This window comes from Enterococcus sp. SB12 (assembly GCF_030910025.2).
GTDB lineage: Bacteria > Bacillota > Bacilli > Lactobacillales > Enterococcaceae > Enterococcus_B > Enterococcus_B faecium.
This window is the reverse complement of sequence record NZ_CP175676.1, coordinates 37,843-63,111: the sequence shown is the minus strand read 5'-3', so window position 1 is coordinate 63,111 and position 25,269 is coordinate 37,843. Positions and strand designations below refer to the sequence as shown.

The window sequence follows — 25,269 nt, the reverse complement described above, 5'->3', positions numbered from 1 at the left end:
TAATGCTTGTATCATCGTGGTGTTAGTATCAAATCTTAGACAGCTTTTCGTAGAGACAAGAATAAATTAAACTTATCTACGAGAGGATGAATTTTTATGACCCGATATGAAGAAAATTTTAAACAAATGATTGTTGAACTGAATCAAACTGGACGTTCTGTTCGAGGGTTAGCGAAAGAATATGGCTTATCTGAAGCAACGATTTACAAATGGAAGAATTTATATTTACCTGATCAGTCCACAGGACTGACTGGAAAAGAAGTAGCTGAACTGAGAAAAGAAAATGCTCGTTTAAATGAGGAACTTGAAATCTTAAAAAAAGCCGCAGCCATATTCTCTCGGAAAACCTAAATTCGCTTGTTCAATTTATTGAAAAATGGTGTAAGGATTACACTGTTTCTTTGTTGTGTCGGTTATTAGAAATCCCTAGAAGTGTCTATTATTTTTATAAGACGCCGATTGTAAAATTAAGCTAGACAAATAAATAAGCCATTCGTGCTACACTCAAAATGTAATTCCGACTAAAGAAAACATAGGAGTGATCACGAATGACCTACACCCATCTTACCACGGATGAACTGGTGATGATAGAGTCTTACTACCACCAAAACATCAAAATTGTGAAAATTGCTGAGTACCTGAAACGATCTCGAACACCGATTTATAACGTCATTAATTTCTTGAAAGAAGGCCATACGGCCCTCGAATACTACCAACAGTATAAAGAAAATAAGAAACGGTGTGGCAGACGAAACATCGTCTTGCCAAAGAAACAACAGTCCTACATTAAAGAAAAAATTGCCCAAGGCTGGACGCCAGACGTTATCATTGGGCGTAAAGAGAAACCAATCAGCTGTTCCGTAAGAACCCTTTATCGCCAGTTCAAGGAAAAGGTGCTCGATGAATCGACTTTGCCCATGAAGGGTAAGCGGAAACCAAATGGACATCAAGAACGCCGAGGAAAACAGGCTTTTAAACGGAATATCGTTGAAAGAGAAACTGATTACCCGACATTTAAAGAAGAGTTCGGCCATATCGAAGGCGATACCATTGTAGGCATTCATCATAAGAGTGCTGTCATAACTTTGGTAGAACGTCTATCGAAAATCATCATCACCTTGAAGCCCGAGGGGCGCAAGGCGATCGATATTGAGAATACTCTGAACCACTGGTTTGGATCGATTCCCAGACAATTATTTAAATCCATTACCTTTGATTGTGGGAAAGAATTCTCTAATTGGAAGGCTTTAAGTAACCAACATGACATCGCTATTTATTTCGCTGATCCAGGGACTCCTTCGCAACGAGCACTGAATGAAAATTCCAATGGCTTGCTGCGAAAAGATGGTCTTCCAAAAAACATGGATTTTAATCAAGTCGACCAAGCTTTTATCTCTTCAGTGGCGAATAAGAGAAACAATATTCCACGAAAGTCCTTGGATTATCAAACACCCCTGGAAGTATTTATGAGTTACATGAATGAAGATATTTTGTCTAGCTTAATTTGACAAATCAAAAAATTAGAAAATGTTTCTTTATAAGAATTTATTCCAAAATAATCTTTCACAATAGATAAGTATTGGAGTATCAAAGAAATGCTTATAATTATTAAAGATAGATTATAATCGATATTTAATATATGAACTAATGTATATATCAATAAAATATTAAAGATCAAAATATAATTACTTGTTACCCGTGGTGCTAGTTAATTTTTTCCTAGAGGAAAATGTCTAAACATGTTGGTAAATCAACAAAAAAACGCATATAGTAGTCTCAAAACTCCCAAGAAATGAGGACTACATATGCGTTCATCAAAATATACTGAACATTATACAGATACTTTTATAACATTCAAGGAAATTATGAGAACTGTTTCTAACATATACCACAATTGTGTACCAGATAAGATTAAAAACCGAAGAAATACTGATCAACTGAAGCAACGCGATACAGTGATTATTGCTTGTGTTATATGGGGCATAATTAATGGCTATACTAGCCAAAGAGCCACGTATAGAGCGGTTTGTTCCGTCTTATTTCCTAATGGTGACTTTCCTAGTAGGAGTCGATTCACTCGCTTAAGTTCAAACTTAGCTTACACTATCAAGATTATTCGATACTTTTTCATCAAGAAGCTCACCAAAGGTGAACTAGTCGGAATTATAGATAGTTTTCCTAGTCCATTATGTAAACCAATTAGAAATAGACAAGCAAAACTATTGAATCAAATAGCCAAAGTTGGCTATAACTCAACAAAAAAATCTTATTTTTATGGTCTTAAAATTCATATGATCGTTACTAAGACTGGCTTTCCGATTACTTACTCAATCACGAATCCAGGTGTCCATGACGTGAAAGTGTTAGAGACTTTATCGGAAGAAGCGAATCTTCCCAATATCCTAGGGGACAAAGGATATATTAGCCATAAAATCCATGAAAAGCTTGCCCTTAAGGGCATTACTATATCCGTTCCGCCACGTAAAAACATGGATAAATCAGAAAAACTAGACCACAGCTTACTTGGAAAACAAAGAAAAACAGTTGAGACTGTTTGTTCTTCCTTAGAAAAATTAGGTTGTCAAAATTTCAACTCACGTTCTGTTAAAGGGCTAGAGAGTAGATTTGAAAGCATATTACTGGCTTACAGTGTTCTATTAAGTCGAGCACAACGACGTTTTGAAGGAACTTTGAGATATTCTTTAGGATATTAAAATTAACTAGCACCACGGGTATATACATAGACAAAAAGGAGAAGAATAGATGAATAAATTGTTAAGTGGGTTGTTTAGAGTATCGGTGATTTTAATGTTGGGGGCCTGTGCAAATTCAACAAGCGGCAAAAGTGAAAATACCAAGAGTGCTGCAGAAGGAAAATTTGTTGTATCAAAAAATATAGAAATAACTGAACAAGAAAAAGAAATGAATGTTACTGAGAGGATGAATGAACTATTTAATGCAGTTAATAAAGACACGATAATAGCAAATACTTCGGAAAAATTTGGCTATCAATTTGCTATTGAAGAGAATTTGAATGAACCTTATAAACTAAGTGATCAAATTAATAAGAATAAAGAACTTATTTTCAAAAACTTAGATAAAGAAATAGGGTTGGAAAATTATTATACAAAAACAGCATTGAAACATATCAAGGAAGAATTTGAAAGAATGAATCAACACACACCTTTTCAATATCCGATAGACTTCTTTTTCTTAGCTCAATACACTGGACATTATTGGGGAGAAGTAAAGACTGAAGACAATGGTTACGTGAATGCTTATATTGATAGAAATACTATAGTTTTTGATGGTCAAAGTTGGAAGATAAATCGCATAGATTCTGAAGGAGAGAACGTTGCTAAAATAGAAGTTACAAACGATAATATTCGTCCAACAAACAATTCGTATACATTTGACTCTTCTATCTTAGAGAGTCAAATAAAAAACAAAGAAAGTGATCCAATAGCTGAATCATTACAATTAAATGATCACAAGTACCAAAATATGTCTGTCATTTTCAGCAATCCTGCAATTAATTCGTTACAGTTATCTAATATGAGTGGAAAACCTGCTTTGGTTGTAACTTTAAATAAAGAAGATTCAATTTGGAAAATCAACACAGTAGAGTATGGATATTAATTTTGACAGGTGAATATTATGAATAAAGTAGCGTACGAACAGAAAGAAAAAGACGTTTTAAAACTACCATATTCCACAAGGTACCAGGCATTGAAGCAAGAGAAAATTCGGTTGAAAAAAATCGAGATTGCCGTTCCTGTAGGTTATCAGGACAAAATAAAAAAAAGACTACAACCAAATAAATGCTTCGTAGAAAGTATAAAATTTGCACGAGATGTCAAAGAAGCTATTTATTGCATTGGCCAATTTCAAAAAAGTGAATTTTTTCATGCTTGGATAGAATTTAAGGATCAGGACTATTGTTTTGATGGCACATTTCAAGCCTTCTATCCAAAAGAAAAATATTATGAATATCGAGGACTAAAAAAGCTTTATACGAGGTCTTCTGCAGAAATAACGGAATTGGCGAAGAAGTATGAAATGCATGGATTGTATCCTGAAGACAGGCAAAAATTAAAAAGTCTACTTGTTAGTAGTTCGTCATGAAAGTTATAAAACCCGAACAACTTTTAAAAAGGAAGTTCGGGTTTTTTTATAGTGAATCAAGTAGCTTTGGTCTGTATTTATTGATATATGAAGACTCTAACGCATTTAAAATCTGATAAGTGGTTAGTTATCCGTTTAAACTGCTTGTAATAACAATTTGAATCTTTTTTTGTTCATTTAAACATTCCTTCTTTACAAACGAGAACGTATGTTTGTATAATTGTAACGAATGGAGTGTTATTTATGATGGATTATTCAAAAGAGCCAGTAAATGATTACTTTTTGATCGATATGAAAAGCTTTTACGCAAGTGTCGAATGTATAGAAAGGAATTTAGATCCATTAACGACTGAATTAGTCGTCATGAGTCGAGCGGATAATACAGGATCAGGGTTGATTTTAGCTTCTTCACCAGCTGCAAAGAAAGAATATGGGATCTCTAATGTCAGTAGGCCAAGAGATCTACCTCAGCCATTTCCTAAAACGTTACATGTCGTCTCACCACGCATGAATCTCTATATTAAGCGAAACATGCAGGTAAACAATATATTTAGAAAATATGTAGCAGACGAAGATTTATTGATCTATTCGATCGATGAATCGATCTTAAAAGTGACCAGATCACTGAACCTTTTTACGACTGAAGGAACACGAAGTCAACGGAGAAAGAAGCTGGCTCAAATGATCCAGGAGAATATTAAAGAAGAGCTAGGATTGATTGCTACGGTAGGCGTCGGCGATAATCCCCTTTTGGCTAAACTAGCCTTAGACAATGAAGCAAAGCATAATGAAGGATTTGTTGCGGAATGGACGTACGAAAACGTTCCTGAAAAAGTATGGAATATTCCTGAAATGACGGATTTTTGGGGTATTGGCTCTCGAATGAAGAAAAGACTCAATCAGATGGGGATTATGAGCATTAGAGATCTTGCTAACTGGAATCCTTATACGATTAAGAATAGACTAGGTGTGATTGGCTTACAGCTGTACTTCCATGCTAATGGGATCGATCGAACAGATATAGCAATCCCACCAGAACCGACAAAAGAAAAGTCCTATGGTAATTCACAAGTGTTGCCACGTGATTATACTAGAAGAAATGAAATCGAGCTGGTTGTAAAAGAAATGGCGGAACAAGTAGCCATTCGTATCAGACAGCATAATTGTAAAACAGGATGTGTCCATTTAAACATTGGTACATCGATCTTAGAAACGAGACCAGGGTTCTCACACCAGATGAAAATCCCTATCACAGACAATACAAAGGAATTGCAGAATTATTGTCTTTTCTTGTTTGATAAGTATTATGAAGGACAAGAAGTCCGCCACGTCGGAATCACTTACAGCAAGCTATTTTATACTGATTCGCTTCAGCTGGATTTATTTAGTGATCCACAAAAGCAAATTGACGAAGAAAATTTAGATAAAATTATTGACAAGATTCGGCAAAAATATGGTTTTACGTCGATTGTACATGCTTCTTCAATGTTAGAAGGCGCTAGAAGCATTACTAGAAGCACACTTGTTGGTGGTCATGCGGGCGGAAATGGGGGAATTAAAAATGATTGATTACAATGATCGTGGTCGTTTAAAGTGGGCAGGGTTTTATTTATCTGATCATACTGAAGAGATCGATGCGGACAATGAGCAACGTACCAATCATAATTTGGCAAAAGAACAAATGACGACTGAAGATATTGTGAAAGTATTGAACGCTGCAGTCATAAAAAATAGATCAGTATGTATCCAAAAAGAAGAACGAAACGCTGAAGGATACTATCCATACGATATTGTTGGAAAGATCTTAGGTAGTGATGAGCTGGGAATCTACGTTGGAAAAGACAAAATTCACTACGACGAAATACGGCACATTGAATTTTACCAGGATAATAAGTGGAGTCGACTAGAATGAACATTATCCAGCAATATGAGCTAAAGTATATAACATGTATAGTTATATACAAATATTTAGCTTCGGTTGGTATAAACTTAATAAGTGACTTTTTGAGCCAAAAGTAAGGAATTACAAAAAGAGAAAGAAGAGAAGGAAGAATGAAAAAGGTATTATTTGCGGTTAGTTTAGTTGTTAATATAGCACTAGCAGGAGGATTATTTTATACCATTACAGAAATGAATAAGCTTGATGACCAACGGGAAAGCTTAGCAATCAGTAACGAACAATACAAAAGGAAGCTAGATGAAGCTAGCAGCACCAACGTGGACACTCAAGAAGCCGTAGAATCCTCTACAATTGTTTATAGCAATGAATCCAGTGAAACCCTAACAAATTCGGAAAGAAGCACAGCTCCAGCTACAGAAACTGTTTCTCAAAAAGCTACTATAACAATAGGAAGTAAAGTATTCACGTTTATAGTAAATGGCTTGACAATAGAACACGATTCTAGCAGAACAGGAAAAATGACCGAGCTTTCTCATGAGTTTCCAGTGATTGTTACTACTCCTAGTGCTACCCTTAACGGTATATTGGTGCAAGACAACAATGATAATAATTGCTATATAATGGTAGACGGTCAAACTCTATACAGAGGAACATACCAATAAATTTTGAGTCTTAATATGACTGATATTTATAAAAAATTCCTGATGTTAGAACAAGAATACGCTGTCTGGGAGCGTCAATAATTTTGTGTAAATAAATTGTCCTCCTGCAAAATAATTAGTTACTCAGTAAACATTGAAACTAATGTATCGGTTACCTGTTGAAAACCTTTATGGCTTCTGTTTAGAAATTTTTGATTGTATGTATCAAAAATGCTGACTAGAAAGCGTTCTAGTGATTCTTCATTTTGAAACTGCTCTTTTCTACGGCTGTATCTTTTAATTTGCTTATTGAAAGACTCGATTAGATTGGTTGAGTAAATGGTTCTACGAATGCTAGGTGGAAAATCATAAAAAGTTAATAAGTCTTGGTTTTCTATGAGTGACTGCGTCACTTTAGGATAGTTTTTCTTCCATTTCTCAATCATGCCGGATAAGAAGGTATTCGCTTCTTCTTTTGAGTTAGCTTGATAAACAGCCTTAAAGTCATCACAGATTTCTTTTCGGTCTTTGACACGTACTTTATGAGCGATATTACGAGATACATGGATACAACAATGCTGATATTTTGCTTTAGGATAAATTTGATGGATAGTATCTTTCATGCCTTTTAAGCCGTCCGTAATAAAAAGCAAGACTTCTTGAACTCCTCTGGAGTTAATATCCTGTAGCAGCTCATTCCAAACGTATGTTGATTCAGTTGGAGCAATCGCATAACTCAGTACTTCTTTAGTGCCGTCTTCTCGTATACCAATGGCAATATAAATCGCTTCTTTGGATACAGTTTGACGTTTTAGTGGAATGTAAGTAGCGTCCATAAAAATAGCGACATACTTATCATTTAAGGCTCTGGATTTAAAGGCATTTACTTCTTCAGTCAGAACTTTAGTCATGTTGGACATGGTTTGTGGAGTATAGTGATGACCGTACATTTTTTCGATCAAATCAGCAATTTCAGACATCGTAACACCTTTTTCGAATAAATGGATAATAGTGGTTTCCAATGTATCGTTTGTTCTTTTGTAGGCTGGTAAAGTTTGTTGTTTAAACTCACCATTACGATCTCTAGGTATTTCCAATGTTAATTCACCATATTCGGTTTTGATTGATCGAAAGTAAGAACCGTTTCTCGAATTACCTGAATTAAAACCAGTGCGATCATATTTTTCGTAATCTAAAAAAGCCGTTAATTCAGTCCGTAGGAGTGTGTTTATCGCTTTTTCTAAGTGCGAACGGAATAATTCATTTAAATCGCCTTTAGTGACTAGAGTTTGCACAATTTCTGTAGTAAAATCATTCATAGGGAAGTCCTCTTTTCTGTGAATTGGTTGTCGTTAACTTTATTCTACAGAAGGGACTTCCTTTTTTGTATGGATTTTTTCATTTACACAAAATATTTTATACTCTCCGCTGTCTTCAAATGTATAATATTACAATAGCACGATATAGCAATATTGTTATATCGTGTTTCATAATAATTAAGAGCTTTAAAATTAGTATTTATTAGATACTTAAAAGCTATTTTAGTATTGATAAATTGTTACCAGCAACAAAAAAGAAGTTACTTAGTGCTAACTTTTGAGCAACTGCTAGAGGAGGTAGGATATGGCTAATTATCCTGTAATTTTTATTGTATTTTCTAGAAATGTAATTATTCTCTTAAACATTCCAGCATATCCAAGTATATAGAAAATTTACGTTTTCTATATACTTGGATTTGGATTATAGCTATTTGTAATTTACCTAAATTATTTCGCTATAGCAGCTATTAACACTATAAAGACACATACAGCAACTCCTTAAATGGGTTTCGTATGTGTCTTTATAGTGTTAATCACTTCATATTTTAGTTGATCAAAATCCTTATCATATGTGGCAATATATACCACTAAATTTACAGCATCTTTTTGATCAATAGCTAAAAGCTGTCCATTGATTTTCAAAAAGACAAAAGTAGCTAAGAAAGCAGTACGTTTATTTGCATTATGAAAAGGATGTTTCTTTATCAATTGTATAAGTAAGATAGCTGCTTTTTCATAAATCGAAGGATAAACCTCTTCTCCAAAAGCTGAGGCTCGAAGTTGCCCTACACACATTTCTAAAGCATTCGCATCCTTTACACCAAGGGGTTCATTAGGAGAGTATTTTTTTATTTGGATTACATTCATTTTTATAATATCTTTGGCTTCTAGGTAATGAATACTCATTTATCGACAAGCTCTCTAAAAGTAGTATCATATTCAGTTAATGCTTGAGATATTGCTACATCAATTTCATCAGATAAGGCTTGTTTTTTTGTAATTGCGGCTCGAAGTTTTTCTTCATCTAAAAAAACCGTATCTCCGGGATTTAACCCATTTTCTTTAAGAAATTCCTTTGAAATAGTTAATACTACTGAGTTCCCCACTTCCCTAAATTTTCTTTCTTTAATTGCCATAGTCTTCTCCCCCTTTTTCTTTGTATATACAGTATATACGCTTGTTGATTTTAAATCAAGCATAGTCCCTCTCATGTCTAACTCTATAGAAAGATTGTTCTTTCTATATAATTAATTAAGAAAATTCAAAAAATTTAGATTGCTCCCTTCTATTTCCTTCCCTATTTATGTATACCATTTATTTTAAATTAATAAACGTATACCTATTTATATGCTTTTTTTGAAACAAATTAATAAATTTTAGAGCATACCAATTGACAAAACATTCTATAATTGGTATAGTCCAATTATAGAGATACTCTTCTCCCCTACTTATTGAAAGGATGAATGACATGAAAAATACAGAAATATATCAAAAAATAGATACAATCATACTTCATATGCCCGATTATATAAAAGATTTTGTTCAAGATCGTGAGGATAAAGATCAATCACCTCGAACCACTTTAGAATATCTAAAAAATTATAAGCTCTTTTATGAATGGCTTCTGAGTGAGTCTATCGTTCCTGATACTTCTATCACCTCGATAAGACAGTTAACTGCCTATGACCTAAACTTGTACAAATCTCATTTGAAACGTCGCACAAAAGAAAATGTAAAAAAAGAGACAACAAAAACTAAGCTCAAAGATAATAATAACTTAGGTCTATCTACTTCTACTATCAATAGAAACATCACAGCATTAAAGGTTCTATTTAAATATCTTTCGAAAAGTTCTAATAATCCCCTAGGAAAACCATACTTAGACAATAATCCTATGGACCAAGTAACAACCATCACAGATAAAACTACGTTAGCTGCACGTGCCAATGCCATTGAGAAAAAATTATTTCTAGATGAGGATACACAAAATTATCTAGATTATATTGCCAATGAATATAAAAATACTTTGAGCAAACGAGCTTTGATCTACTACCATCGAGATGTAGAAAGAGACCTAGCGATCAATGCACTGATTTTAGGATCTGGATTGAGACTCTCCGAAGTTGTAAATATTAACTTGGATGATCTATCTTTGGATAAGAATAAGGTGGTAGTAACTAGAAAAGGAAATAAGAGAGATGCGGTCAATATAGCAGCATTCGCAATGGAATATTTAGCTAATTATCTAGCTATTCGGAAAGAACGATATAAAGTGACAGAAAACGAAAAAGCATTATTTCTAGCAATTTACCAAGGAGAAGCCAAACGTATATCCGGTATTGCAATCGAACGGATGGTAGCAAAATATTCGAAAGGATTCAGAGTACAAGTCAGTCCGCATAAACTGCGTCATACATTGGCTACTAGACTCTACCAACAGACAAATTCTTTGGTATTGACTGCCCAACAATTGGGACATTCAAGTACAAATACAACAACTTTATATACTCATATAGATAATGCAGCTACCATTGATGCATTGAACGCTTTATGAGTATAATATATAAATAGCCAAAATAGTAAAGTGAGAATAATGAATGAAACCATGAATCCTTTTAACGTAAATGGATTCATGGTTCTTTTTTTGTTGTAACCAATAATCTTTTGTTAATAAATATGATTAACTATTGAGTAATTCATAATAAATTATAATTACTGGCAAGTAGAGGTGGTTTATAGGAATATTGATAACTTCATTGAATTTCAATATAGAGAAATTGAAAATTAAATAAGCGTATAATATTAAGGGATTATATGTTTTTTGTAAGTAAATTCCAACTCTAAAGTGATAGGATATATTTCTCGTACTCTATTCTTAAAATAGTAAGGAGCTTGGTTTATAATTATGTCAGAAAACAATTATAAAAAAATAGGTTACAATTCTTTATTAAATATGTCTTATGAAGAAGCTATTCATTACCTTTTAAATAAATACGGAGAGGTTTCTGATGACTATTTTAAAGAGAAATCATATGCTAGATTTTTACGAGGAGAAATAAAAACAATAACTAAAGGAAAATATAGTAAAACATCAGAAGGCTTATACTGTCATCATATATATGAAAATAAGTATGAAAATATCTCTAGCCTATACTATATTAATTGTTTTAAATATCCATTTAAATATCAAAAAAAAGAAAGCCTTGTTTATTGTGATTTATTTGAACATTTGATTTTACACGCATTAATCATCAAAGAAACAGAAGCTGAATACGGTTTGCATGGTTATGAAGAATATCTCTATCCTATAGCTATAGATTGGTTTCTTAATGAAACAGATCCTAAACCAGAATGGATGAAAAAATGTAAAGAACGTGCTTATTTAAATCAGCAGGATGCTGAAAAAATTATAAATAAAATTCACGAAATTATAAGCCCCTTTAAAGAAGCCCGTTCCGCTATGTTAGAGGAAGAGTACAAAAAAAGCATTAAAAAAAATATTGCGTCTAAATTAGGTATGACTGTTTCCGAATATGAAGAATATTTAGTACAAGAAGAAAAGGAAGCAAAAAAACGACTTAAACTTGAGGAATTGGAAAGACTAAATGAATTCAATAAAAAATATCCTAATTTGCAAAAGATAAATGTCAATAATACAACCCCTCGAAAAAAAATCCTAAACTTTTTATACGAATTAGCTTACAGTAAAGACTTTCCCAAAAGAAAAGACTTTTATAAAGCAAAGATTTCACTTATTAGGGATGAACTATTAGAAGAGCTAAACGATATACTTTAAAAATGTTTATTTCTGGAACTTTATTAGAAATAATTTTGAATTTTTGAGTGAGTTTGTTTTTCATTATTTTCTCCTGATACCATAATAACTCTCAATAGTTTGTAGGAAATACTCTTCAATTTAATTACTTTAATAATTAGTTCGATCAATCATTGTAATATTTTATTGATTCGAACTGTGGTATTTATTAAGTTAGTTTATTGCATGGTTTTTATATTTCATATCACGAGCTATAATTCTATTTCTATTATCCTATTTAGATTTTGAAGAACTAAAATGTTTTTGTTGATTCATACAGACCATTTTGAAAATTCCAAGATTTTTAAGAAGTCCAACTAACTTAAAAAACCTTCAAGAATATCTTGGAGGTTTTTTATTTTTTTCGAAATAGGAGAATCGATTCAATATATTAATTTTTGTTACAAGCAGGTACTTACTAAATACCTAATTTAAAGCCTTTTAAAGAAGCGCCAATTTCGTCTTCTGTTATTCCAATGTATCTTTTAGTAATCGATTGAGAACTATGATTAAAAATAAACATTAAGGTAGCAATGTCTCTAGTTTTCTTGTAGTAGTGATACCCAAAAGTTTTCCTTAATGTATGTGTTCCTATATCATCTCTTCCTAATTTTTCTGCTATATCTGCATATATCTGATAGACACGATCCCTTGTTATATGTCGACCTTGTTGCCGACTTGGAAATAACCAATCATTTTCTTCTTTACCTTCAGTATATAATAAAATCTCTTCTCTCAAATTATCTATAAAAATCGGTTTTCGCTTACCTGTTTTATGTTCAACAATAATAGGCTTACTTTTACCTCGTATATCTCCAACTTTTAATCCTATAATATCTGACATACGTAATCCATTATTGATGCCAAACAAAAATAAAAAACTATCTCTTTCCGGATTACTTGTTCTTCTTAGCCAAAACTGAAAATCTTGTATCTCTTCATTTGTCCTTAACGGTTGTACATTATAGCTCACTATTGTTTCCCTTCTTAAAAATATTCTGAGTTTATGATTATGTATATATTTTACCATAATCATGAACTTATATATATACTATGTTAAAAGTCAAGAAAATCAAGGGGTTCAGTTTATGATTTTATATCATTTCAGTAACTCAGAATATTCCGACTTTTTTGTACAAAAAAATTAACCTTACTTATATGAAGATTCTAAGCTCTTATTTAAATTTTAGACGGGCAGTTATCCGTAGAAGTTCTTAGAATAGCTAATTTACATAATTAAATTATATGAAATTTAAGTTTGAACAATATACTAAGAACTCCCCTTACTATAAAGTGAAATAAATTAGCATATGAATAACCGTGCTACCAAGCTTTTCATTAATAAAATATTTTTATTAATATTTTATAACTTTACGCAAGATCATAATTTTGGGGAGCGTCAATAATTTTGTGTAAATGATTCTTCCCTACTGCAGATTGTTTCTAATTCTCAATCAGTTGGCTTAGCATTTGTTCAAGTTCGCCTTCGGCCTGTTGAAAGCCTTTATGACTGCGACCTAGGAATTTTTGGTTGTAAGTATCAAAAGACGAGACTAAGAAACGTTCCATCGACTCTTCGTTTTGGAACTGTTTCTTGCGGTGGCTGTATTTCTTGATTTGCTTATTAAAGGATTCAATCAAGTTCGTAGAATAAATACTCTTGCGTATGGCCAAGGGGAAATCATAGAAAGTGAGCAAGTGATCGTTCGAAAGAATCGATTCAACCACTTTTGGATAGCTGGTTTTCCATTTTTTCGCAAAAGCACCACGTGCTTCCAACGCCACCTCTTTAGATGAGGCTTGATACACCATTTTAAAATCATCACAGACTTCCTTACGATTATTGACACGCACTTTGTGACTGATATTACGGAAAACGTGTACACAACAATGTTGAAAACGAGCTTTGGGATAGAACCGACTAATCGCTCCTACCATCCCCTTTAAGCCATCCGTGATGAACAGGAGGACATTTTTCAAACCGCGCTCTTGAAGGTCTAATAAAATTTCCTCCCAAATCGTGATGGATTCAGTCGGTGCAATCGCATAGCTCAATACTTCCTTTGATCCGTCCGGGCGAATGCCAACTGCGATATGAATAGCTTCCTTGGCGACGGTTTTCCGCTTTAACGGAATATACGTTGCGTCCATATAAATAGCAGCATAACGGTCATGAAGCTCTCGCCCTTTAAACGCCGTTACCTCTTCTGTAAATGATTTTGTTATATTGGACATGGTTTGGGGCGTGTAGTGATGCCCATACATTTTCTCAATCAAGTCTGCGATTTCCGACATGGTAATACCTTTTCGGAAGAGGTGAATGACGGTCTCCTCTAACGTGTCATTCGTCCGTCTATAAGCAGGAACAGTCTGTTGCTTGAACTCGCCATTGCGGTCGCGCGGAATCTGGAGATGAAGTTCCCCATACTCGGTCTTGACCGTACGGTCATAGGAGCCGTTACGAGAATTACCCGTGTTAAAACCAATGCGATCATACTTTTCGTAATCTAGGAAAGCCGTTAACTCCGTTTTGAGAAGCGTATTGACTGCTTTTTCCAAATGGACACGGAATAATTCATTCAAATCGCCTTTGTTCGCTAGAGTCTTTAGAATTTCTGTAGTAAAATCGTTCATAGGGAAGTCCTCTCTTCTGTGAATGTTTTGTGGTAACTCTATTCTACAGAAGGGATTTCCTTTTTTCTATTTACACAAAATATTTTACACTCTCTAATTTTGTCTGTGTAGATATTTCGTTATATTACTAAAGATAATAAGATTTAATGACCTCATTAATATTGTTTGCTAGGTCCAAACTCTTATTAAACTTTCTTTGCTATAAAACCCAAACATAGTAATAAAAGAATAACTTATTACCTTTAAATTATACTACCAACAAATGGTAGTATATTATTAATTTATATAATATGAAACCTAAAATATAGTAGTATGTTAATTTATACTAAATTAAATAAAGTACTACCTTTAATAGGTAGTACTTTATTATCAAGCCATTATTCCTTCTTCTACTAGTTCTTTTTGTCACATAATTTTGCAATCAATAAATGTTGCGCAATAAGTATAAGAATTCCATTTTCTAAATTTGAAAGGTGATCCATAATTTCATGTTCAAGTAGTTTATTAATTGTCCACTTGTCGCTTCATCTAAAAATTTTATAGGTTTTAGGAATGCTATTCGCTTATTTTAGGAAGATTTTAACTGTTTGCTATAGATATATATCATACTAGTATCGTAATAAAAGTACTCTAAAAGAAGAATTTTCAAATACGCAAAATTAAGTACGAAAGTGGATTTGAGTCAATATCTTGGACACATTTTAGTAGAGACGGTTAAGCCATTTTTTCTTTTGCTAATTCTTCAAATTCCTGTGGGGTTAGATAGTGAATCGAGCTATGGATTCGATTTCGGTTATAAAATCCTTCAATGTAGCTAAATAGCGCTCGATTTGCTTCTTCAAAATCTGAGTAGCTAGTCGTGTAGACTTCTTCTTTTTTCAATGAGGCATGGAAAGATTCGATTCCAGCATTATCATAAGGTGTTCCTTTTCTACTATAAGAATGCCTTATTTTGTTGGTTTTAAGCCATTGTTCCACTTCTCTTGCTGTGTATTGGCTGCCCCAGTGTGTAGAATCATTCCTTCTGGAATGTGATAATGTATTTTTGCTTTATTCAATGTTTGAATGACACAATCCACAGTCATTCGTTTTGAAAATGTATAACTAATAATTTTTTTCGTGTGTAAATCCATGATTGAAGATAAGTAACACCAACCATTTTTCTTAGTAGGAATGTACGTAATGTCAGCTGCCCATTTCTCACAGATCGTTTCAGTAGAAAAGTCCTGATTTAAGAGATTCTCTTTTGAAATGATCGGTTTATTAGACCTTTGAGGTCTATATTTTTTAACTACAATCGACCTTAAATTTAATTGTTTCATTAGCTTTTGGACATGTTTAAGAGATACTGAAATCCCTTCTTTTAATAAAACTTGATGGATCTTTGTGGCACCATAGCGTTGTTTATTCGTAAAAAAATTGTTGAAATCTTCTTTTTCAACTTATTATTTCTGATTTCTGTAGCTGTCAACGGTTTATTCTTATAAAAATAATAGACACTTCTAGGGATTTCTAATAACCGACACAACAAAGAAACAGTGTAATCCTTACACCATTTTTCAATAAATTGAACAAGCGAATTTAGGTTTTCCGAGAGAATATGGCTGCGGCTTTTTTTAAGATTTCAAGTTCCTCATTTAAACGAGCATTTTCTTTTCTCAGTTCAGCTACTTCTTTTCCAGTCAGTCCTGTGGACTGATCAGGTAAATATAAATTCTTCCATTTGTAAATCGTTGCTTCAGATAAGCCATATTCTTTCGCTAACCCTTGAACAGAACGTCCAGTTTGATTCAGTTCAACAATCATTTGTTTAAAATTTTCTTCATATCGGGTCATAAAAATTCATCCTCTCATAGATAAGTTTAATTTATTCTTGTCTCTACGAAAAGCTGTCTAAGATTTGATACTAACACCAAAAGAGTTGAAACAAATTTGGAGAAAATGAGCATAGAATGTCTGATGAGTTAAATAGACCTAAAAATTATCTAAAAGTGGAGCAAAATTAGGAATTAAAATATACGCGAATTGTAAAATTAAGTTAGAAAAATAAAAAGGCATTTATGGTACACTCAAATTGTATTTCCGACGAAAGAAAACAAAGGAGTGTAACCATAAATGACCTACAAACATCTTACCATAGACGAACTGACAATGATAGAATCATATTATCTTCAACATAATAAGCCGGTTGAAATCGCTAACCGAATGGGACGTGCTATACAAACTATTTATAATGTAGTCAATAAGTTCAAGCAAGGCAAGACTGCTCTTGATTATTGGCACCAGTATAAAGAAAATAAGAAAAAATGTGGTAGAAAAGTCATTCAATTACCTGCTCATGAAGTAGATTACATTAAAGAGAAAGTCACTCTTGGTTGGACGCCTGACGTCATTATCGGGCGAAAAGAAAGGCCTGTTTCATGCGGTATGAGAACACTTTATCGTTTATTTTCTAAAGGAATATTTGATATTGACACACTACCGATGAAAGGTAAAAGAAAACCCAATGGCCATCAGGAAAAACGGGGAAAACAACAGTATCAGCGCTCAATCCATGATCGACCTGATAATTATCCTGATTTCAATTCTGAGTTTGGTCACCTTGAAGGTGATACGATCGTTGGCATTCATCATAAAAGTGCCGTCATTACTTTAGTTGAAAGATTATCTAAAGTCATTATCACGATTAAACCCAACGGCCGTAAGGCATTAGATATTGAAACTGCCCTTAATCAATGGTTTTCTCGCTTCCCTAAAAACTTCTTTAAATCTATTACGTTTGACTGTGGAAAAGAATTTTCTAACTGGAAAGCCATTAGTAACCAACATGATATTGATATATATTTTGCGGACCCTGGAACACCTTCTCAACGCCCATTAAACGAGAATTCTAACGAAATTCTGCGTCGTAATGGACTGCCGAAATCAATGGATTTTAGAGAAGTGAATCAGACATTTATTTCCAGTGTCAGCAATCAACGTAATCATATTCCAAGAAAATCATTGAATTACAGAACACCAATCGAAATATTTTTGAGCTATGTACAAGAAGCATTTTATTCTAGCTTAATTTGACAAATCATATGATATAATTACGTATTACAAGAATGAACAGAAAAAATTATTTAAGTATAAAGGAACAAAAAGATGGGACAATAGGCATTGGTACGATTTAGACCAAGAAAAGAAAACAAGCATACTGAAGTTGATGAAAAGACTTAATATCGACAAATCTCTATATTTTTCTATATATGGAATTGGATCAATGGATGTTCATGGAACTGGCACTATTAATCATATTGCATCAAATATTGGAATAGAATCAGCGTTACAAATACATGTATTGGAAAAACTATCATTTGTGATAACTTTAGATACTTTGAAAGTAATAAAAGAATTCTATAGATGTAACATCGAGAGAGTGTAAAATATTTTGTGTAAATAGAAAAAAGGAAGTCCCTTCTGTAGAATAGAGTTACCACAACACATTCACAGAAAAGAGGACTTCCATATGAACGATTTTACTACAGAAATTCTAAAGACTCTAGCGAACAAAGGCGATTTGAATGAATTATTCCGTGTCCATTTGGAAAAAGCTGTCAATACGCTTCTCAAAACGGAGTTAACGGCTTTCCTCGATTACGAAAAGTACGATCGTATTGGTTTTAACACGGGTAATTCTCGTAACGGCTCCTATGACCGTACGGTCAAGACCGAGTACGGGGAACTTCATCTCCAGATTCCGCGCGACCGCAACGGCGAGTTCAAGCAACAGACTGTTCCTGCTTATAGACGGACGAATGATACCTTAGAGGAGACCGTCATTCACCTCTTCCGAAAAGGTATTACCATGTCGGAAATCGCAGACTTGATTGAGAAAATGTATGGGCATCACTACACGCCCCAAACCATGTCCAACATGACTAAAGTGCTGACTGAAGAAGTAAATGCATTTAAAGTTAGAACTCTAAATGATAAGTATGTCGCTATTTTCATGGATGCTACTTATATTCCTTTAAAACGGCAAACCGTCTCCAAAGAAGCAATCTATATTGCCATTGGTATACGAGAAGACGGCACTAAAGAAGTACTAAGTTATGCGATTGCTCCGACTGAATCGACCTACGTTTGGAATGAGTTGTTACAGGACATTTACTCCAGAGGGGTTCATGATGTCTTACTGTTTATTACCGATGGCTTAAAAGGCATGAAAGATACGATTCACCAGATTTATCCTAAAGCTAAATACCAACATTGCTGTGTTCACATTTCCCGTAATATTGCTCATAAAGTACGTGTCAAAGATCGAAAAGAAATCTGTGATGATTTTAAGGCTGTTTATCAAGCTAGCTCAAAGGAAGAGGCAAATACCTTTTTAGGGAGTATGATTGAGAAGTGGCAGAAAACTTATCCTAAAGTGACGCAGTCACTGATAAAAAATCAAGATTTATTGACTTTTTATGAGTTTCCGCCTGGTATCCGCCGAAGCATTTACTCAACTAATTTAATCGAATCTTTCAATAAACAAATCAAGAAATACAGCCGCAGAAAAGATCAGTTTCAAAATGAAGAATCACTAGAGCGTTTCCTAGTATCCATCTTTGATACATACAATCAAAAATTCTTAAATAGAAGCCATAAAGGCTTCCAACAAGTGACGGATACATTAGCTTCAATGTTTACTGAGTAACCCATTATTTTGCAGAAGGACGAGTTATTTACACAAAATTATTGACGCTCCCAACATCGACGATTTGGATGATAATATTATATTAATGGAGGAAGCTTTTAAAAAGATAATTGAGTAATTATATTTACATTTTACAAATTTTATATAGGAGGAAAATAATTATGGATTCGGGATTTTTATGGAATATAACAAGTACAGTGTTGGCATTATTTATACCAATTGCTACATTTTTATTTGAAAATGAGAATGCTGTTGATTGGGATAAAATGGTAGTATTTGATCAAGTTATAAAAATAAAAAAACTGTCTTTTGGACTAATATTGTTAACATTGCCTTTACTTTTCTATCAAACAAATTCAGCAAGTAATGAGTTTTATAGAAAACTTAACTGTATAGTACTTCTTTTATATGTAATCGGCATAAGCTTATCTATTCTATCGTTAGTTAGGTGCTATTTTTGGATTATTAACAAGCGTACTTATTCAAAAAACAATTCTAGTGAAACCGTTAAATATAGAACAGAATGTAGGAAAAGATATATTAGTAACTTATCCAAGAATGAAGCTGTTCAGAAAGAAATATGGTCTCTCATATGGAATTCAGTGGATCAACATGGAGAGATAGAAGAAATCGATCTGATGGATATGTATATAGATCAATGTGAAGAAAATAAAGACTATGAAAAAAAATTAAAATTTATGTCTATCTTTTTCACTAGTATAGACATGAATAAATTTGATGAAATAAATACGTACAATACTATCGATTATGATGTTTATGAGCGTTTATCCAAATTTATTTATTCCGAAATAAAATGTGTGTATCTTGAAGGAAAGAATATAGATATAAAAAAAGTAAATGATTTTTTCGATATCTATACAAAAAACTCTATTTTTAATTGGAATTCTAGTAACAGATATAATCAATTCCTATCACAATTTTTAGAAGAATTATCTGGAGAAGAATATAGATTATTCCTAAATAATAATATTTTAAAATTAATATCTTATGCCAAGAAAGCTAATAGCCTATCTTTAGTAGATAACTTAGATAATCTTTTACCCGATAAACTTATTTATGATGAGAATGAAGATAATTCACAAAAACAAATAATTATATTTGAATTGTATTTAAAGTGGCTTAGCAGCCTGTCAGTGTCACCAGAAAGCAATGATGATGATAAATATTTTGCGAACAAACTGTTTCAATTTATATTTCCAGACTATTCTTCAATGCCATTTTTTACATTAATAAATTTTATGCTGTATGTTAAAGAACACTTAGGATATGATGATTTAGTAGAAATGATAAAGGCATATGATAAAGAACCTTATCCATTCAAAGGAATCAATACTGGTTCAGATATGGCTATGATTTCAGGCGAAACTGTAGAAGAAATTCTAGCTAATTACAAAGAACAAAATATAAAAACTCTGGAATTAATTAAAAAGAATATAAAATACTATGATCCTTTACTAGCGAATAAAGAAAATATTGATGAGTTATTAAATGCAATTGCTGATTCTGATGTTAGATCTCCTAGAATTGATGAGTTAAAAGAAGAAATTTTAATGTATAAAGAACTTTTTTAATTCATTTGATTACTGTTATACTCAATATCATTCTTAATTCTGTAAATAGTTTGTCTAGTAATATTGTAGTTTTTAGCAATTTTTGAAATAGCTATGCCCTCATTTAAATCCTTAACGATGTTTTCATAAACTAAACGTCGTTGAGGATTTTTTGTATCTGCACTATAGAGTTTTGGACGACCTTTATAGACGCCATTTGCTTTTGCAATTTTAATGCCTTGCGCCTGGCGTCGTTTAGATTCGGTACGCTCTTGCTCTGCAATCATGGCCAAAATTTGGATGATTAAATCTTTAATGAATTTATCCAAAAGAGGATTGCCAATTGCTTCAGCCATGATCGGTAGACTGGTGATGATCAGCTGCACGTTTTTCTTCTTTAGGTAATTGACTGAAGCAATGATTTCGTCGTAATTTCTTCCAAGTCGGTCGATTGCTTCGACAATAAAAATATCTTGGTCTCGGACAAACTCTAAAGCTTCCTGGAAAATCGGTCGATGAGTAATCGTTGCTCCAGATTGTTTCTCGATGAAAATTTTTTCTGCGCCGAACTTTTTCATTTCTTCAATTTGGATTTGAGTCAATATCTTGGACACATTTTAGTAGAGACGGTTAAGCCATTTTTTCTTTTGCTAATTCTTCAAATTCCTGTGGGGTTAGATAGTGAATCGAGCTATGGATTCGATTTCGGTTATAAAATCCTTCAATGTAGCTAAATAGCGCTCGATTTGCTTCTTCAAAATCTGAGTAGCTAGTCGTGTAGACTTCTTCTTTTTTCAATGAGGCATGGAAAGATTCGATTCCAGCATTATCATAAGGTGTTCCTTTTCTACTATAAGAATGCCTTATTTTGTTGGTTTTAAGCCATTGTTCCACTTCTCTTGCTGTGTATTGGCTGCCCAAGTCAGTGTCTAGAATCATTCCTTCTGGAATGTGATAATGTATTTTTGCTTTATTCAATGTTTGAATGACACAATCCACAGTCATTCGTTTTGAAAATGTATAACTAATAATTTTTTTCGTGTGTAAATCCATGATTGAAGATAAGTAACACCAACCATTTTTCTTAGTAGGAATGTACGTAATGTCAGCTGCCCATTTCTCACAGATCGTTTCAGTAGAAAAGTCCTGATTTAAGAGATTCTCTTTTAAAATGATCGGTTTATTAGACCTTTGAGGTCTATATTTTTTAACTACAATCGACCTTAAATTTAATTGTTTCATTAGCTTTTGGACATGTTTAAGAGATACTGAAATCCCTTCTTTTAATAAAACTTGATGGATCTTTGTGGCACCATAGCGTTGTTTATTCGTAAAAAAATTGTTGAAATCTTCTTTTTCAACTTATTATTTCTGATTTCTGTAGCTGTCAACGGTTTATTCTTATAAAAATAATAGACACTTCTAGGGATTTCTAATAACCGACACAACAAAGAAACAGTGTAATCCTTACACCATTTTTCAATAAATTGAACAAGCGAATTTAGGTTTTCCGAGAGAATATGGCTGCGGCTTTTTTTAAGATTTCAAGTTCCTCATTTAAACGAGCATTTTCTTTTCTCAGTTCAGCTACTTCTTTTCCAGTCAGTCCTGTGGACTGATCAGGTAAATATAAATTCTTCCATTTGTAAATCGTTGCTTCAGATAAGCCATATTCTTTCGCTAACCCTCGAACAGAACGTCCAGTTTGATTCAGTTCAATAATCATTTGTTTAAAATTTTCTTCATATCGGGTCATAAAAATTCATCCTCTCGTAGATAAGTTTAATTTATTCTTGTCTCTACGAAAAGCTGTCTAAGATTTGATACTAACACCATTAAAAATGTGGGCACAATACCTAACAAACGTACTAAATATTTACATGGATGATCAACTTAATGAAAAACAGAATCGATTAAATAAATTAAATCAAATCGTAACAAATTGGCACAATTTATTGCCATCCAGTCATTTGGTAGAAGGTCTACACGGCGCTTTCCAACGTTTATCTGACAGAAACGGTGATCGTCCAAACAACATTCATATTCCACCTGTATACATTTTAAAGCCATAGGAAAAAGCCTAGTATCTATTGCTAGGCTCTTTTGTATACCTCTACACATTCATTTCCTTCTTCCAGCATTCATAAGACTCAACAGTTGCACTTTTTTTCATTCTCCTACAAATTCCACTAAACAACGACCACTTATAGTCATCCAAAATAGCAGTACCTACTCCCCCTAATCCTAAGAAAAACAGTAAAAGTAAATACAAAAATAGCATCATATTATATGTACGGAGGCATTTCATTTACACAAGATTCTTGACGCTACCCATATTACTCAATAGATTAATATCAAATGGTGAAAATCAACGAAAAAAGGAGATCTATCAAGCAATCTCCTTCCCAATAAATCTCCTCTTATATAAAGTTATTTATGAACACTGATTTAAGCTAAGCTGCCGATATCACAATCTCAGCATCCACTAAATCAGCCTTCAAGTTTTTGACATCTAAGTGGTCAAGGTAGAAATCCGTTACCTTATCACGAATTTGTCGTTCAATTACTCGCCGTAATGGCCGCGCACCCATTGCTTCATCATAGCCTTGTTCCATCAGCCAATCTTTAGCCGCTTTAGTTACCTCAAGTTTGATGGATTTTTTGGCTAAAGTTTTTTGTACATCCGCCAACATCAAATCGACAATTTGACTTAAGTCTTGCTTAGTCAGATGTGAAAATTCCACGATTCCATTAAAACGGTTCAGAAATTCTGGGCGGAAAAATGGTGCTAACTTATCCATTAATGACTGATCTCGTTGCTTGTCACCACTTAATGCTTCATTACCAAAGCCAGCATTAGAAGTAGCAATAATAATCGTATTTTTGAAATTAATGACATTGCCTTGTCCATCCGTTAAGCGCCCATCATCCATCACTTGTAACAGTAACGTTAATACTTGTGGATCAGCCTTTTCAATTTCATCTAATAATACAATGGAATATGGATTACGCCGAACCCGTTCAGTTAGAGTATTAGCATTATCTTCATAGCCTACGTATCCAGCCGAGGTACCAATTAATTTCGACACAGCTGTACGATCAGCATATTCACTCATATCTAGCCGAATAATCGCATTTTCATTTCCAAACATATCTAAGGCTAATTGCTTAGCTAATTCAGTCTTTCCTACGCCAGTTGGGCCCACAAACAGAAAACTTCCAATCGGCTGATCACCCTCTGAAAAGCCCGCACGGTTACGCCGAATTGCTTTTGCTACCATTTCAACCGCTTCATCTTGACCGATTACCTTACTTTTCAGACGCTTATCAAGATTTTTCAAGCGCTCAATATCATTAGCGCCCATATCAGAAACTGGTATACCAGTTAAACGTTCAACCGATTGTGCCACATCATCAATCGTGGCAGTGATTTTTCTCTTTTGATCCGTTTCTTTAATTTTTTGCTTGGTTTCCTCGATCGACTTCTTGATATCAGCGGCTTTTGTAAAGTCCTCCGCTTTAATGGCGGCCTCCTTAGCTTCCTCTAATTTTTTAAGGCGTTGATCCAATGTCTCAACATCAGTTTGCGAATTTTTAGCCGCTAAATGAGCCGCAGTCATGTCGATCAAATCGATAGCTTTATCTGGCAAAGTGCGTTGTGGTATATATTGGATTGAATAATCCACAGCCGCCTTCAAAACATCATCTGGTAATACAACATGATGATGTTTTTCGTACAGCTCTTTAACACCTTGTAATATACGTAAAGTGTCAGCGGCCGTCGGTTCATTAATCACAACATCATTGAATCGCCGTGCCAAAGCCGCATTTTTCAAAATAGTATTGCGATATTCATCTTGAGTCGTAGCCCCGATTACACTCAGCTCGCCACGTGACAAAGCAGGTTTAATGATATCAGCCAATCCTTTGCCACCATCTTCACCACCAGTGGCACCCGTGCCGAGAATCTGATGAATTTCATCGAAGAATAGAATAATATTACCAGCTGCTTTAACTTCCTCTACCAGCTGTTTAATATTTTCTTCAAAAGAACCGCGATATTGAGTTCCCGCTTCCAAAGACGATAAATCAATCGAATAGATTTCTTTATCTTGAATCGTTTCTGGAACTTTACCAGCCACAATTGCTTGTGCCAGACCTTCGACGACTGCAGTTTTACCTACACCGGCATCACCAACTAAGATTGCATTATTTTTCGTTCTACGACTCAAAATTTCTGCAGTTTCTTGAATCTCTTTCTCACGTCCAATCACTGGATCTAGTAATCCATCACGAGCCTGTTCCGTCAAATTAGTCCCTAACTTTTCTAAAATTCCTCCTTTTTTAACAGCCTGTTTACCATCTTTAGATACTTCTATTGTTTTATTATTTTGGGGTAGCTTACCAGTTGCTCGGTATTGAGCAAACTCATCCGGTGTCAACGATTGTCCATTAACTAAATACCGTGCACGCTCCGAATTTTGATTATTCATGCGCCGAAATAATTGATTGAAAACATCATCCATATCATTGTTGAAAAAAGGATCATTTCCGTAGAAATTTGCCATATTACCA

Annotated in this window: 20 protein-coding genes and 2 pseudogenes; 13 read left to right on the top strand and 9 right to left on the bottom strand. The window is 33.6% G+C overall.

What is annotated here, in order from left to right; translation table 11 throughout:
* Positions 1-96 precede the first annotated feature (96 nt).
* The 8 genes from RBL01_RS12960 to RBL01_RS12925 all read left to right on the top strand — a co-directional run bounded on the left by RBL01_RS12960 (position 97) and on the right by RBL01_RS12925 (position 6,687).
* Positions 97-351: a transposase gene (locus tag RBL01_RS12960; protein ID WP_000199136.1), complete on the top strand. Its 255-nt coding sequence runs from the start codon at positions 97-99 to the stop codon at positions 349-351.
* Between the two features lie 197 nt (positions 352-548).
* Entirely contained in the window at positions 549-1,508 is a 960-nt protein-coding gene (locus RBL01_RS12955; protein WP_410779661.1) for an IS30-like element IS1252 family transposase, read from the top strand.
* Positions 1,509-1,805: 297 nt separating this feature from the next.
* Complete coding sequence (locus tag RBL01_RS12950; protein ID WP_410779660.1) at positions 1,806-2,714, top strand: IS982-like element ISEfm1 family transposase; 909 nt, start codon at positions 1,806-1,808, stop codon at positions 2,712-2,714.
* 49 nt (positions 2,715-2,763) lie between these two features.
* Positions 2,764-3,639: a hypothetical protein gene (locus tag RBL01_RS12945; RefSeq protein ID WP_058128840.1), complete on the top strand. Its 876-nt coding sequence runs from the start codon at positions 2,764-2,766 to the stop codon at positions 3,637-3,639.
* An 18-nt stretch (positions 3,640-3,657) separates the two neighbouring features.
* Entirely contained in the window at positions 3,658-4,125 is a 468-nt protein-coding gene (locus RBL01_RS12940; protein WP_073985031.1) for a hypothetical protein, read from the top strand.
* A gap of 243 nt (positions 4,126-4,368) precedes the next feature.
* Positions 4,369-5,694: a Y-family DNA polymerase gene (locus RBL01_RS12935; RefSeq protein ID WP_368281607.1), complete on the top strand. Its 1,326-nt coding sequence runs from the start codon at positions 4,369-4,371 to the stop codon at positions 5,692-5,694.
* Positions 5,687-6,037: a hypothetical protein gene (locus RBL01_RS12930; RefSeq protein WP_002290348.1), complete on the top strand. Its 351-nt coding sequence runs from the start codon at positions 5,687-5,689 to the stop codon at positions 6,035-6,037. The genes RBL01_RS12935 and RBL01_RS12930 overlap by 8 nt, the downstream gene beginning before the upstream one ends.
* A 140-nt stretch (positions 6,038-6,177) precedes the next feature.
* A complete protein-coding gene (locus tag RBL01_RS12925; RefSeq protein WP_002295345.1) occupies positions 6,178-6,687 on the top strand; it encodes a hypothetical protein in 510 nt (169 codons plus the stop codon).
* 119 nt (positions 6,688-6,806) lie between these two features.
* On the opposite strand, the gene RBL01_RS12920 is transcribed toward RBL01_RS12925, so the two are convergent.
* From RBL01_RS12920 to RBL01_RS12910, 3 genes are all read right to left on the bottom strand, one after another.
* Entirely contained in the window at positions 6,807-7,985 is a 1,179-nt protein-coding gene (locus tag RBL01_RS12920) for an IS256-like element ISEf1 family transposase (protein ID WP_000997695.1), read from the bottom strand.
* A 498-nt stretch (positions 7,986-8,483) separates the two neighbouring features.
* Entirely contained in the window at positions 8,484-8,891 is a 408-nt protein-coding gene (locus RBL01_RS12915) for a type II toxin-antitoxin system death-on-curing family toxin (protein WP_002297442.1), read from the bottom strand.
* Positions 8,888-9,121 (bottom strand): addiction module antitoxin, encoded by a 234-nt coding sequence (locus RBL01_RS12910; RefSeq protein WP_002297441.1) that lies wholly within the window; start codon positions 9,119-9,121, stop codon positions 8,888-8,890. The genes RBL01_RS12915 and RBL01_RS12910 overlap by 4 nt, the downstream gene beginning before the upstream one ends.
* Before the next feature lie 332 nt (positions 9,122-9,453).
* Between RBL01_RS12910 and xerS the strand changes: the two genes are divergently transcribed.
* Complete coding sequence (xerS, locus tag RBL01_RS12905) at positions 9,454-10,539, top strand: tyrosine recombinase XerS (protein WP_002297440.1); 1,086 nt, start codon at positions 9,454-9,456, stop codon at positions 10,537-10,539.
* 351 nt (positions 10,540-10,890) lie between these two features.
* Positions 10,891-11,781, top strand: coding sequence for a hypothetical protein (locus RBL01_RS12900; protein WP_002297439.1), 891 nt, complete (start codon positions 10,891-10,893; stop codon positions 11,779-11,781).
* 436 nt (positions 11,782-12,217) lie between these two features.
* Here RBL01_RS12900 and RBL01_RS12895 read toward each other — a convergent pair whose 3' ends face one another.
* The 3 genes and pseudogenes from RBL01_RS12895 to RBL01_RS12885 all read right to left on the bottom strand — a co-directional run bounded on the left by RBL01_RS12895 (position 12,218) and on the right by RBL01_RS12885 (position 16,269).
* Positions 12,218-12,772 (bottom strand): tyrosine-type recombinase/integrase, encoded by a 555-nt coding sequence (locus RBL01_RS12895; protein ID WP_002295761.1) that lies wholly within the window; start codon positions 12,770-12,772, stop codon positions 12,218-12,220.
* A 470-nt stretch (positions 12,773-13,242) separates the two neighbouring features.
* A complete protein-coding gene (locus tag RBL01_RS12890; protein WP_410779659.1) occupies positions 13,243-14,433 on the bottom strand; it encodes an IS256-like element ISLgar5 family transposase in 1,191 nt (396 codons plus the stop codon).
* 714 nt (positions 14,434-15,147) lie between these two features.
* Positions 15,148-16,269 (bottom strand): annotated as a pseudogene (locus RBL01_RS12885) (IS3 family transposase).
* 279 nt (positions 16,270-16,548) lie between these two features.
* Here RBL01_RS12885 and RBL01_RS12880 point away from each other — a divergent pair.
* The 3 genes from RBL01_RS12880 (at position 16,549) to RBL01_RS12870 (ending at position 20,715) form a co-directional block, all read left to right on the top strand.
* Complete coding sequence (locus RBL01_RS12880) at positions 16,549-17,508, top strand: IS30-like element IS6770 family transposase (protein WP_410779658.1); 960 nt, start codon at positions 16,549-16,551, stop codon at positions 17,506-17,508.
* Between the two features lie 436 nt (positions 17,509-17,944).
* A complete protein-coding gene (locus RBL01_RS12875; RefSeq protein WP_002338828.1) occupies positions 17,945-19,123 on the top strand; it encodes an IS256-like element ISEfm2 family transposase in 1,179 nt (392 codons plus the stop codon).
* 161 nt (positions 19,124-19,284) lie between these two features.
* Positions 19,285-20,715: a hypothetical protein gene (locus RBL01_RS12870; protein ID WP_002362390.1), complete on the top strand. Its 1,431-nt coding sequence runs from the start codon at positions 19,285-19,287 to the stop codon at positions 20,713-20,715.
* Here RBL01_RS12870 and RBL01_RS12865 read toward each other — a convergent pair.
* The 3 genes and pseudogenes from RBL01_RS12865 to clpL form a co-directional block, all read right to left on the bottom strand.
* Positions 20,712-21,272 carry a recombinase family protein gene (locus RBL01_RS12865; protein ID WP_002362392.1) on the bottom strand — a complete coding sequence of 187 codons (561 nt, stop codon included), beginning with the start codon at positions 21,270-21,272 and terminating at the stop codon, positions 20,712-20,714. The two genes, RBL01_RS12870 and RBL01_RS12865, sit on opposite strands and share 4 nt — an antisense overlap.
* Before the next feature lie 52 nt (positions 21,273-21,324).
* Positions 21,325-22,450: pseudogene (locus tag RBL01_RS12860) on the bottom strand (IS3 family transposase).
* 697 nt (positions 22,451-23,147) lie between these two features.
* On the bottom strand, positions 23,148-25,262 hold the full coding sequence (clpL, locus tag RBL01_RS12855; RefSeq protein ID WP_410779657.1) for an ATP-dependent protease ClpL: 2,115 nt from the start codon (positions 25,260-25,262) through the stop codon (positions 23,148-23,150).
* Between the last annotated feature and the right edge of the window lie 7 nt (positions 25,263-25,269).